Origin of the sequence: Streptomyces sp. NPDC029044 (genome assembly GCF_040637495.1) — a bacterium.
GTDB lineage: Bacteria > Actinomycetota > Actinomycetes > Streptomycetales > Streptomycetaceae > Streptomyces.
Genome location: NZ_JBEZWN010000113.1, coordinates 1 through 11,736 on the forward strand (window position 1 = coordinate 1; position 11,736 = coordinate 11,736).

General features: G+C 73.0%; 9 protein-coding genes and 1 pseudogene. 8 read left to right on the forward strand and 2 right to left on the reverse strand.

Features of this window, described 5'->3' with window-relative positions:
• Positions 1-263, forward strand: a pseudogene (locus AB0E85_RS38705) (hypothetical protein); the annotation flags it as partial.
• Positions 264-279: 16 nt separating this feature from the next.
• Positions 280-4,608: a cation-translocating P-type ATPase gene (locus AB0E85_RS38710; protein ID WP_361937461.1), complete on the forward strand. Its 4,329-nt coding sequence runs from the start codon at positions 280-282 to the stop codon at positions 4,606-4,608.
• A gap of 58 nt (positions 4,609-4,666) precedes the next feature.
• On the opposite strand, the gene AB0E85_RS38715 is transcribed toward AB0E85_RS38710, so the two are convergent.
• A complete protein-coding gene (locus AB0E85_RS38715) occupies positions 4,667-5,116 on the reverse strand; it encodes an SRPBCC family protein (protein ID WP_361937462.1) in 450 nt (149 codons plus the stop codon).
• Between the two features lie 150 nt (positions 5,117-5,266).
• Here AB0E85_RS38715 and AB0E85_RS38720 point away from each other — a divergent pair, with 150 nt between their 5' ends.
• From AB0E85_RS38720 to AB0E85_RS38730, 3 genes are all read left to right on the forward strand, one after another.
• Complete coding sequence (locus AB0E85_RS38720) at positions 5,267-5,704, forward strand: phage holin family protein (RefSeq protein ID WP_361937463.1); 438 nt, start codon at positions 5,267-5,269, stop codon at positions 5,702-5,704.
• Entirely contained in the window at positions 5,701-6,132 is a 432-nt protein-coding gene (locus tag AB0E85_RS38725) for a DUF3618 domain-containing protein (protein ID WP_361937464.1), read from the forward strand. The genes AB0E85_RS38720 and AB0E85_RS38725 overlap by 4 nt, the downstream gene beginning before the upstream one ends.
• Before the next feature lie 80 nt (positions 6,133-6,212).
• On the forward strand, positions 6,213-6,665 hold the full coding sequence (locus tag AB0E85_RS38730) for an NAD(P)H-dependent oxidoreductase (RefSeq protein WP_361937465.1): 453 nt from the start codon (positions 6,213-6,215) through the stop codon (positions 6,663-6,665).
• Positions 6,666-6,683: 18 nt separating this feature from the next.
• Here the strand turns inward: AB0E85_RS38730 and AB0E85_RS38735 are convergent, their stop codons facing one another.
• Entirely contained in the window at positions 6,684-7,979 is a 1,296-nt protein-coding gene (locus AB0E85_RS38735; protein ID WP_361937466.1) for a YihY/virulence factor BrkB family protein, read from the reverse strand.
• A gap of 158 nt (positions 7,980-8,137) precedes the next feature.
• Here AB0E85_RS38735 and AB0E85_RS38740 point away from each other — a divergent pair, with 158 nt between their 5' ends.
• The 3 genes from AB0E85_RS38740 to AB0E85_RS38750 form a co-directional block, all read left to right on the forward strand.
• Entirely contained in the window at positions 8,138-8,770 is a 633-nt protein-coding gene (locus tag AB0E85_RS38740; protein ID WP_361937467.1) for a GNAT family N-acetyltransferase, read from the forward strand.
• Positions 8,771-8,916: 146 nt separating this feature from the next.
• Positions 8,917-9,612, forward strand: a complete 696-nt coding sequence (locus tag AB0E85_RS38745; protein WP_361937468.1) for a lytic polysaccharide monooxygenase — start codon at positions 8,917-8,919, stop codon at positions 9,610-9,612.
• 252 nt (positions 9,613-9,864) lie between these two features.
• On the forward strand, positions 9,865-11,736 hold a 1,872-nt coding region (locus tag AB0E85_RS38750; protein ID WP_361937469.1), incomplete at its 3' end, for a DUF1996 domain-containing protein.

Consider the following 11,736-nt stretch of genomic DNA (forward strand, 5'->3'; position numbering starts at 1 on the left):
GAACACCGGCCGGCGAGAGCGGGGCGCGCCGCTCGGCCGCGTCCGGCCGGGACGACGAGGACACCTCCGCGTACGGACCGGGCGGCCGACTCGCCGCCTCCCACTACCGGCACGACCGGCCGGAACAGCACGTCCACGAACAGCCCGCCAAGGTCGGCGACACCGCCACCGCCTCCGCGTTGAAGCAGGTGGCCGAGGCCACCGCGCACCACGGCGAGGAGCAGCCCCACGGGCAGACACACGACAGCCGCCCCACCGGCTGAGTCGGGACAGCAGCAGATGCTCACACGCTTCGACGTCACCCCCCTCGTCGGGGCCGTGGCCGGCGCGGCCGCGGGTGCCGCCCGCGGCACCGCCCGATCGGTGACCTCCGCCTACGACACCACGCGCCGCGTCCGCAACGTCGCCCGCAACGCCCTGACCGGCGGACAGCACTGGAAAGCCGGGCAGCGCCTCCACCTCGCGCTGCGACACCCCGACGGCGAGGCCGAAGCGATCGCCCGCAGGGTCGCCGGGGAACTGGTCGAGCACCCGGACGTACTCACGGCGTACTGGGACGGGGGACTCGCCCGCCTGGTCGTCACCGTCGCGGAGGACGCCGCCACCGACCGCGTCGCCGAGCGGGCCACCGCACTCGCCACCCGCCTCGGCCTGGACCAGGGCGCCGACCCGAACCTCCGGGACACCAGCCACCCCGGCGACCCCGCCGAGGTGCGCGTCACCGCGGCGGCGATCCTGCTGGACGCCGCCGGCGCGGCCGGCGCCCTGGCGGGCCGGTCCCTGCTGATCCCGCCCACCTCGCGCATCATCACCGCCACCGTCACGCTGCTGCGCGAGAACCCCCGCTTCCGGGCCCTGCTCCGGCAGCGGTTCGGCACGTCCGGCATGGAACTCGTCCTCGCCGCCGCCAACGCCGCCGCCCACGGCATCGGCCAGACCCCGCTGGCGCTCGTGCTCGACGGCATCCTGCGCGGCAACCAGCTCACAGAGGCGGTGGCCAGGGCCGCGGCCTTCGAGGCACTGCACGACGACGTCTGCCACCACAAGCGCACCAGCCTGCCCGGCCCCACGGACGCCCGGCCACCGCTCAAGGTCACCCCCGCCGCGGAGTACGCCTCCCACGCCAGCACCGGCAGCCTCGCCGGCGCCGCCGCCACCCTCCTCGTCACCCACAGCGCCAACGACGCCGCCGAAGCGGTCCTCGCCGGATCCCCGAAGGCGGCCCGATACGGACCTGCCGCCTTCGGCGCGACCCTCGGTACCTTCCTCGCCCGCGCCGGGATCCTCCTGCGCAACGGGGAGCGGCTGCGGCAGCTGGAGATCGCCGATGCCCTCGTCCTGCACGCCGACGCCCTGCGCAGCCTGCGGCGGGACGCCACCGACGACGGCCTCCCCGACGACCCGGTCCATCCGTTCGCCGAGGCCGTCCTGGACGCCGCCCGCCGGGCAGGACTGCACGTCGTGATCGCGGGCGGCTCCGACCTGAAGGACATCACCCGGCTGGCCGACGAGGTCGCCCCGAGTGCCAAGCCGTTCGGGGACGTCGTACGGGGCTTGCAGGACGACGGGCACGTCGTCGTGACCGTCGCCCGCCTGGACGAGTCCGGTGACGGGAACGTCGCGGCCGGACTGCCCGCCGGCGACGTGGCCGTCGCCCTCACCGACGGAGGGGGCGCCGTCTCCTGGGGCGTCGACGCGCTGGTCCCCGGCGGCCTCGCCGACGTCTGGCGGCTGCTCACGGCGATCCCCGCCGCCCGGCGCGTCGGACGACGGTCGCAGACCCTCGCCCGGGCCGGGGCGGCCCTCTCCGGGCTCCTGGTCGCCCGCGGTGGTCAGCCCCCCGGCCTGCGGCTCCCGTTGCCCCTGACCCGGCACGCCCCCGTCAACATCGCCGCCGCCAATGCCCTGATCACCGGCTGGGTCGAAGCCGTCCGCGTCGCCCGGGCCACCCCGCCGGAACCCCGCCTGCACATCCCCTGGCACGCCCTGGAACCCCAGGAGGCCCGCGACCGGCTGCGACGCGACGACCACGACGGCGAACCCCGCGGACTCGCCCTGCTCGCCGACCGCTCACGGCAGCAGGCCGCACGCATGACGCGGCACCCCGCCGCCAGCCCGGCCCGCTGGACCTGGCAGGCGGCCGGCGCCGTACGCCGCGAACTCGACGACCCGCTGACCCCCGTCCTCGCCACGGGCGCCGTCGCCTCCGCCCTCCTCGGCTCGGTCGTCGACGCGCTGCTCGTCGTCGGCGCCATGGACCTCAACGCCGTGACCGGGGGACTCCAGCGACTGCGCGCCGAACAGGCCCTGGCGCGGCTCGCCGCCCGCCAGCAGCCCAAGGCCCGCAAGCAGGACAGCCGCAAACGCACGGTCACCGTCGACGCCGCCCGGCTGCGGCCCGGCGACGAGATCAGCCTCGGCGCCGGCGACGTCGTACCCGCCGACGCCCGGCTGCTGGACGTCGACGGCCTGGAGGTCGACGAGTCGGCGCTCACCGGCGAGTCCCTGCCGGTGACCAAGGCGGTCGAGGCCACCCCCGGCCTGCCCGTGGCCCAGCGCACCTGCATGGTCTTCGAGGGCACCACCGTCGTGGCCGGACGGGCCACCGCCCTCGTCGTGGACACCGGCGACCGGACCGAGGCGGGCCGGGCCGTCACCCTGGCCGCCCGGACCCCGCCGCCCGCCGGAGTCCAGGCCCGGCTCCAGGAACTGACCCGCAAGGCCCTGCCGGTGACCTTCACCGGCGGCGCGGTCGTCACCGGACTGTCCCTGCTGCGCGGCAGCCCCGTCCGGCGCGCCGTCAGCGGCGGTGTCGCGGTCGCCGTCGCCGCCGTCCCCGAAGGGCTGCCGCTCGTCGCGACCGTCGCGCAGATGGCGGCGGCCCGCCGGCTGTCCCGCCGCGGCGTCCTGGTCCGCACCCCACGCACCCTGGAGGCACTCGGCCGGGTCGACACCGTCTGCTTCGACAAGACCGGCACCCTCACCGAGAACAAACTGCGCCTGGTCCGCGTGGCCACCGCCGACGGCACCGTCCTCGCCACCGACGACGAACACGCCGCCCCGGTCGTACGCCTGGCCGCGCGCGCCTGCCCCCAGGAGGAGACGGGGGAGGGCCGCCGGGTCGCACACGCCACCGACGAGGCCGTCCTCGACGTCGCCCCGCCCGACGAGGGCTGGGCGGCAACGGGCGAGCTGCCCTTCGAGACCCGCCGCGGCTACGCCGCCGCGATCGGCCGCGACGGCGACCCGGACATGGGCGAACTGCTCGTCGTCAAGGGAGCCCCCGAGACGATCCTGCCCGCCTGCCGGGACCTGCCCGCCCACGCCTGGGACACCGCCCACGAACTGGCCGGGCAGGGACTGCGCGTCCTCGCCGTCGCCCGCCGCCCCTGCCGGGCCGACGACGCCGAGGCGGAACTCGACCTGCCCCTCGGCGACCTGGAGTTCAGCGGCTTCGTGGCCCTCGCCGACGTCCCCCGCGACACCTCGCACGCCCTGCTCGCGGAACTGCGCCGCTCCGGCATCCTGCCCGTCATGCTCACCGGCGACCACCCGGAGACCGCCCGCGCCATCGCCCTGCAACTGGGCTGGCCGGAGGAGACCGAGGCCGTGACCGGTGACGAACTCGTCGCCATGGAGCGCCGCGAACGCGTCCGGGTCCTGCGCGGCGCGGGCGTCATCGCCCGGGTCGCACCCGAGCAGAAGCTGCACGTCGTGGAGGCCCTGCAACAGGCCGGACGGGTCGTGGCGATGGCCGGCGACGGCGCCAACGACGCCGCCGCCATCCGCGCCGCCGACGTCGGGGTCGGCGTGGAGTCCCGCGGCTCGGCCGCCGCCCGCAACGCCGCCGACCTCGTGCTCACCACCGGCGACCTGTCCGTCCTCGTGGACGCGGTCGCCGAGGGCCGCGCGCTGTGGCGCAGCGTCGCCGACGCGGTGAGCATCCTCATCGGCGGCAACGCCGGCGAGGTCGGCTTCAGCGTCCTCGGCACCCTGCTCGCCGGCGCCTCGCCCCTGTCGACCCGTCAGCTGCTGCTGGTCAACCTGCTCACGGACATGTTCCCGGCCATGGCCGTGGCGGTCACCCCCAGCAGCGACCCCTCGACCGCGGAACACGCCGCGACCGGACCGATGGGCCTCGACGTCCTCGGCGCACCCCTGCTGCGCTCCATCCGCCGCCGCGGCGTCACCACCTGCCTCGGCGCGGTCACGGCGTACCTCATCGGCCGCCTCACCCCCGGCACCGAACGCCGGTCCACCACCATGGCCCTGTGCGGTGTCGTCGGCGCACAGCTCGTGCAGACCCTCTCCGGGCGGCGCCACAGCACACTCGTCTGGGTCACGGCCCTCGGCTCGGCCGCCGTCCTGGCCGCCCTCGTCCAGACCCCCGGCGTCAGCCACTTCTTCGGCTGCACCCCGCTCGGGCCGGTGGCCTGGGCCGGCGTGGCCCTGGCCATCGCCCTGTCGGCCCTGGCCCCCCGTCTGGAGCGACTCCGGGCGGTTCACGCCCTCTACGACGCCGCGACACGACTCGCCCTGCGCCTCAACGACCTGAGCCGGCAGACCCGGCAGCTCTTCCGGAGCGGGATCGCCGCCCCGGTGGCCTAGGCAGCGCACAGCGGGAGGCCCCCGCCACGCGCGGCGGCGGGGGCCTCCTCGGACCCGGTCAGACCTGGCCGCGCCAGGCGCCCGTCTCCGCCCCGCGGGCCTCCATGAACTCCTTGAAGCGCCGCAGATCACCGGAGACCTGCCGCTTCACGAAGCCGAGCTTGTCGCCCACCGTCTCGGCCACACCATGGGGGTCGAACTCCATCTGCAGCATGACCTTGGTCGTGTCGTCCTGGATGCGGTGGAAGGTCACCACACCGGCCTGCCGCGCCTCGCCGCCCACGGTGGTCCAGGCGACGCGCTCGTCCGGGACCTGCTCGGTGATCTCCGCGTCGAACTCCCGCGCCTGTCCGCCGACCTTCGTGACCCAGTGCGTGAGGGTGTCGGTGCGCTGCTCGATGCGCTCGACACCGTCCATGAACTCGGGGAAGGACTCGAACTGCGTCCACTGGTTGTACGCGGTGTGCACCGGCACACGGACCTCGATGGATTCCTCTACCTGCGACAAGGCGGTACCTCCCTTTCTCGTCTCTGAGCGGCGGACGGGTACCAGATCTTGCGCCGCTCACTCATCGTCATCAGAAGTTGTCCGACCAGGTGTCCTTTCCGCCTCTCCCGGGGTACCCGGCCCGCAACCACGGACCGGGAGGTGATCGCCATGACGGACACGCACCGCACGGCCTCCGCCGCTCCCCGCACGGGGAACGCGGCCGGAGACGAGCCGGTGGGCGAGCTGGTGCAGCGTGCCACCGAGCAACTGACCGACCTGGTGCGCGGCGAGATGCGCCTCGCGCAGGCGGAGATGACCGAGAAGGGCAAACGCTTCGGGAAGGGCGGCGGCCTGTTCGGCGGAGCCGGCGTACTCGGCTTCGTCACCCTTCAGGCCCTGGTCGCCACGGGGATCGCCGCCCTGGCCGTACCGCTGCCGGTATGGGCGGCGGCCCTGATCGTCACCGGAGTGCTGGCCGTCGCCACGGGCCTGACGGCGCTGGCCGGCCGCAAGCAGGTGCGCAGCGCCACCCCGCCCGCCCCGCAGCAGACCATCGACAACGTGAAGGCCGACGTGGCCGAGATCAAGGAGAGTGCACAGCGATGACCCAGCCTCCGCACGACGAGCCGACCGCCCGCAGCCAGGAGGAACTGCGCGAGCAGGTCGAGCACACCCGCCACGAACTCGGCGACACCGTGCAGGCACTGGCGGACCGGGCCGACGTCAAGACCCGAGCCCGTGAGAAGGCCGCCGCAGTCAGGGAACAGGCCGGCGTCAAGGCCGAGGAATGGGGCGGGCAGGCCCGGGCCAAGGCCTCGCAGCTGGCCCACACCGTGGAGGAGAAGCTGCCCGAGCCGGTGAAGCAGAAGGGCGCCGTCGCCGCTCAGGGCGCGAAGGAGAAGGCCGCCCAGGCCGAGCAGGTCTGGCAGGACAAGGCACCGCAGCAGGTGCGCGACCACCGGGCCGCCCTGCTGGCGGGCGCCGGTGCCGTCCTCGTGGCCTGCCTGCTCATCCGCCGTCGCGGCAAGCGCTGAGCGACAGCGACTGCTCAGGCGGCACCCGGCCCCCGTCGCCGCTTGCGGTGGCGGGGGCCCGCACGGCAAGGTCAGGTGCCGTGGCCACCTTGCTGATCGTCCATCACACGCCCTCGCCGCACTGCCAGGCGATGTTCGAAGCCGTCCTCTCCGGGGCCACGGACCCCGAGATCGAGGACGTCCGGGTCGTCCGCGTGCCCGCGCTGTCCGCCACCGCCTCCGACGTCCTCGCCGCCGACGGCTTCCTCCTCGGCACTCCCGCGAACCTCGGCTACATGTCCGGCGCCCTCAAGCACTTCTTCGACCAGGTCTACTACCCGTGCCTGGACGCCACCCGCGGCCGCCCCTTCGGCTACTGGGTGCACGGCGGCAACGACGCCACCGGAGCGGTCCGCGGGATCGAGTCGGTGACGACCGGGCTCGGCTGGCGTCGCACCGCCGAGGCCGTGACCGTGACCGGCGAGCCGGACAAGGGCGACCTCGGGCGGTGCCGGGAACTGGGTGCGACGGTCGCCGCCGGGCTCATGGGCTGAACCGCAGCGGCGGAGGGGTCAGGTCTGTTCCAGCCGGCGGCGGTCCTGCTCGTCCCACGCCCGGGTGTCACGCGGCTGGGTGTACGGCTCGTCCTCGGGCGGGTGACCACCGGCGATGGCGCGCTGCCGCACCGTCTCCGCGTCGAACTCCAGCCCCAGCAGGATCGCCAGGTTGGTGATCCACAGCCACACCAGGAAGACGATGACACCGGCCATCGTGCCGTAGGTCTTGTTGTACGAGGCGAAGTTGGCAACGTAGACCGCGAAACCGGCGGACGCGACCATCCAGATCAGCAGCGCCAGCAGACTGCCCGGCGTGATCCAGCGGAACCCCTTCACCTTGGCGTTCGGGGCCGCCCAGTAGAGGATCGCGATCATGAGCACGACCAGCAGGACCAGGACCGGCCACTTGGCGATCGACCACACCGTCAGCGCGGTGTCCCCGATGCCCAGGGCGTCCCCGGCCTGCTCGGCCAGACCGCCCGAGAACACCACGATCAGCGAGCTGATGACGGCCAGCACCAGCAGCAGGACCGTCACGCCCACCCGCATCGGCAGGAGCTTCCACACCGGCCGGCCCTCGGGCATGTCGTAGACGGCGTTGGCCGAGCGGATGAACGCGCCCACGTAGCCGGACGCCGACCACACCGCCAGGACCAGACCGACGATCGCCATCAGCGAGCCGACGCCGGCGTTGCCCTGCAACTGGTCCACGGCCCGGGTGATGATGTCGCCCGCCGAGCCGGGCACGAGCTCGCGGACGTTCTCGGTCACCTTGTCCGTGGTCGACCTGCCGGTGAGGCCCAGCATCGACACCAGCACCAGCAGCGCGGGGAACAGTGCCAGCACGCCGTAGTAGGTCAGCGCGGCCGCCCGGTCGGTCAGTTCGTCGTCCTTGAACTCCCGCACGCTGCCCTTCAGTACCGCGACCCAGGACTTCCGGGGCAGGTCGGTGGGCGTGTCCGGTGCCGCCCGCTCCACTTCGGGGTCGGGACCGGGCTCCTCGGCAGCGGCCGCGGGTTCCTCCCGGCCTTCCGCCTTGTCGGCCTCCCGGCGTTCCGTCTCCGGAATCTCCCGGCCTTCCGCCCTGTCGGCTTCCCGGCGTTCCGTCTCCGGAACCTCCCTGCCCTCCGCCCCGTCGGCCTCCCGGCGTTCCGCCTCCGGAACCTCCCGGCCTTCCGCCTTGTCGGGCTCCCTGCGTTCCGCCTCACGAGATTCCCGGCGTTCCGCCTCGAACCCAGGGCGTGGGCTCTCCGGAGGCGGTGCCTCTGCCTCGTGCTGTTCTTTTCGTCCCGGAATATGCAGCTTCACCATGTGAGCCGGGTAACCCCGGGCGGGGGGCTTAAGCCGCGCTCGTCCGAGCCGGTAGCGGGATGTTTGCGCGGGGTGCCCACGGGCAGACCGGCCGCTCCCCTCGGCCGACGGGGAGAAGCGACTTGAGGGAGCGCTCCCACTGTGGGCACGATGCCATCATGACCACGTCACCCGCCATCCGCCCGTACCGCCCCGCGGACCGCCCGGCTCTCGACGACATCTGCATCCGCACCGCCCACCACGGCGAGGACAGCCGCCCCCACTACGCGGACCCGGGCATCTTCCCGGCGACCTTCGCCGCCCCGTACGTCCATCTGGAGCCGGAACTGGCCTTCGTGCTGGACGACGGGCGGGGGCGGGCGGTCGGTTACGTCCTCGGCGCGGCCGACACCGCGCGCTTCGTCGAAGCCTTTCGCGCCACGTGGCTTCCCCTGGTCGCCGGCCGCTACCCGGAACCGCCCGGCCCGCCGCGCACGCCGGACGAGGTGATAGCGGGCCTGCTGCACGACCCCGAACGGATGGTGCTGCCCGAACTGGCCGCCCACCCCGCGCACCTGCACATCGATCTGCTGCCCGACTGGCAGCGCCGTGGCCACGGTCGCCGGCTGATGCGGACGCTGCTCCAGGCCCTCCAGGACAGGGGAGTGCCGGCCGTCCACCTGGCCATGGCGACCGCCAACACGCGGGCCCGGGCCTTCTACGCCCGGCTGGGCTTCGAGGAGATCGAGGTGCCCGAGCCGGGCGCGGCCACCTACCTGGGACGCACCACGAAGGAACTGGACCGGCTCTGACCGACACGGAAGTGGCGCAATCGCGCATTGCCGACTCGTGTCATCGGGTGCAGCCTATGTGCCGTATGGGAGCGCTCCCACATCGAAACATGATCGAAAGCCGCGCTGGAATGCACGGCAACCCCCACACCCGAAAGGGAGAGATCATGAATTGTCATGGTCATGACGTACGTGACGGTGTCTCACGCCTTCCCAGGCTCAGGTCCCGCCTGACGCTCGCCCTGAGCGCGCTGGTCGCCGCACTGCTCGGCCTGTTCCCGTGGAGCGGCACCGCCGTCGCCCACGGCTCGGTCGTCGACCCGGCCTCCCGCAACTACGGCTGCTGGCAGCGCTGGGGAAGCGATCACCTGAACCCTGCGATGGCCCAGCAGGACCCCATGTGCTGGCAGGCGTGGCGGGCCGACGCCAACGCCATGTGGAACTGGAACGGCCTGTACCGCAACGGCTCCGGCGGCAACTTCCAGGCCGTCGTCCCCAACGGCCAGCTGTGCAGCGGCGGCCGGACCGAGGGCGGCCGGTACAACTCCCTCGACGCGGTCGGCGCCTGGAAGACGACGGACATCACCGGCAACTTCACGGTGAAGCTGTACGACCAGGCCAGTCACGGCGCCGACTACTTCCTGGTCTACGTCACGCGGCAGGGCTTCGACCCCACCACCCGGCCGCTGACGTGGAACGACCTCCAGCTCGTCAAGCGCACCGGCAGGTACGCGCCCAGTCAGAACTACGAGATCCCGGTGAGCACTTCGGGGCTGAGCGGCCGGCACGTCGTGTACACCATCTGGCAGGCCTCGCACATGGACCAGACCTACTTCCTGTGCAGTGACGTGAACTTCCGCTGACCTGCGCGTCCCCGCCGGACGCGCAGTCCGGCGGGGCCCGGGCCGCCCCGCGCTTCATGAGAGTTCTCCGAAAATTTTCGAGCGGCCTGAACGCCGGGCTGCTCCCGTACGTATGGGACGAGGGGATTTTCATGCCCGGCACGCCACAAGCGCAGGAGAGCACCCTTGGGACGCAACACGCGAAGACGCCCTACCGGACCACGACGCGCGACCTTCGCCGCATTCGCACTGATCCTGGGCGGAGGCGGCCTGATGGCCGCGAACGTCTACGCCTCGGCCACGGGCGGCGGTTCGGGCGGTGACTCCGCCGCGACGCGGTCCGGCACGGGGGTCCGGACCGCGGGCGCCACGATCGACTGCCCGGACGTCGGCACCAAGCTGACCTCGGTGCCCGAGCAGGCGCGGGGGGAGGTCGACAAGGAACTCGCCCTCCTGGACGAGCAGATCGCCAAGGCCTATCAGCAGCTGAGCGAATCGGCACAGCAGATGCGGCAGGATCCCGGCTTCGCCGACAACGCGATCGTGAATCCGCTGAAGGAGAAGCGAGGCGCGACCCTTGAGCGCATCGCGATCGCCATCGACCGCGTCGGGGACCGCCCCGACGGGCTGGAGGCCCTGGCCGCCTGCACTGTGCAGGACGGCAACCAGGCTCCCGCACAGGGCGAAGGCCAGGACGGCGGCGCCACCGAGCAGCCAGGCCGGGAACAGGGCCAGGGCAGCCAGGATCAGGGGAACGGCCAGGGCGCCAACGGCGGCCAGGCGGGCAACGGCCCCGTCGCCGCCGACTTCGCGGACATCAAGAGCGTCCAGCCCAACGTGAACAACCCCCGCCCCGAGGGCGACGCGTCCCGCGGTTCCTTCGCCACCAGTTGCGGCGTGAACGAGAACGGCCTGTTCAACTCCGACAACATCATCGCCGCCCCGGGCGTCAGCAACGGCGCCCACCACTTCCACGACTACGTGGGCAACCAGGCCAACAACGCCTTCGCCAGCGACCAGGACCTCGCGAACGCCGAGACCAGCTGCGACGACCAGGGCGACAAGTCGTCCTACTACTGGCCCGTCGTCCGCCTGCAGAACGGCACCCAGGAGCAGGACGCCAACAAGCCCGGCGGCGGCATCGAGGGCAACGCCGGCGAGATCGTCACGCCGAAGCAGGTCACGCTGACGTTCGTCGGCAACCCGCGGGAGAAGGTCACGGCCATGCCGCGCCTGCTGCGCATCATCACCGGTGACGCCAAGTCGTTCGTCAACGGCCCGGCCAACGCCAACGCCTCCTGGAGCTGCACCGGTTTCGAGGACCGGCAGCTGAAGGACAAGTACCCGCTGTGCCCGCAGGGCAGCGACGTCGTCCGCACCTTCAAGTTCCAGAGCTGCTGGGACGGCCGCAACATCGACAGTGCCAACCACCGTACCCACGTGGCGTTCGCGGACGCCGCCGGGAACTGCCCGTCCGGCTTCCGCTCCATCCCGCAGCTGGTCCAGCGCATCGTCTACGACATCGACGCGCCGAGCCTGAACGACGGCGGCCGCACGACGCCGCTGTTCGCGGTCGACTCCTTCCCGGAGCAGCTGCACAAGCCGGGCACGGACCACGGTGACTTCATCAACATCTTCGACAAGGATCTGATGGGGGAGATGGTCGACTGCATCAACGACGGCCGTAAGTGCGGCGCCGGAGCGGGCGGCGGGCAGGACCCGGCCCCGAGCGAGGAGCCCCAGGAGGAGCCGACGAAGTCGCCGGAGGCCCCGCAGGAGGAGCCGACCAAGACGCCCGAGGCTCCGCAGGAGGAGCCGACCAAGACGCCCGAGGCTCCGCAGGAGCAGCCGACCAAGACCCCCGACGCCCCGCAGAACGGGAACGGCGGCGGCAAGCCGGGTGACCAGGGCGACGACGGCAAGGGTGACGCCGCGAAGCCCCCGGCGCAGAAGCCGGACCCCGAGCCGGAGCCGAGCGACGCGTCCACGGCTCCCGGTGGCGCCGAGCCGGAGGTGAAGGCGACCGCATCCGCCGACGGCGGCAACGCCGCCGAGCAGGGCGGCGGTTCGAAGAACGGTGACGGCGACGACGCGGACGGCCTCGGCCAGTCCCAGGCCGTCGGCCAGGCGACCAGCGCCGCCCCG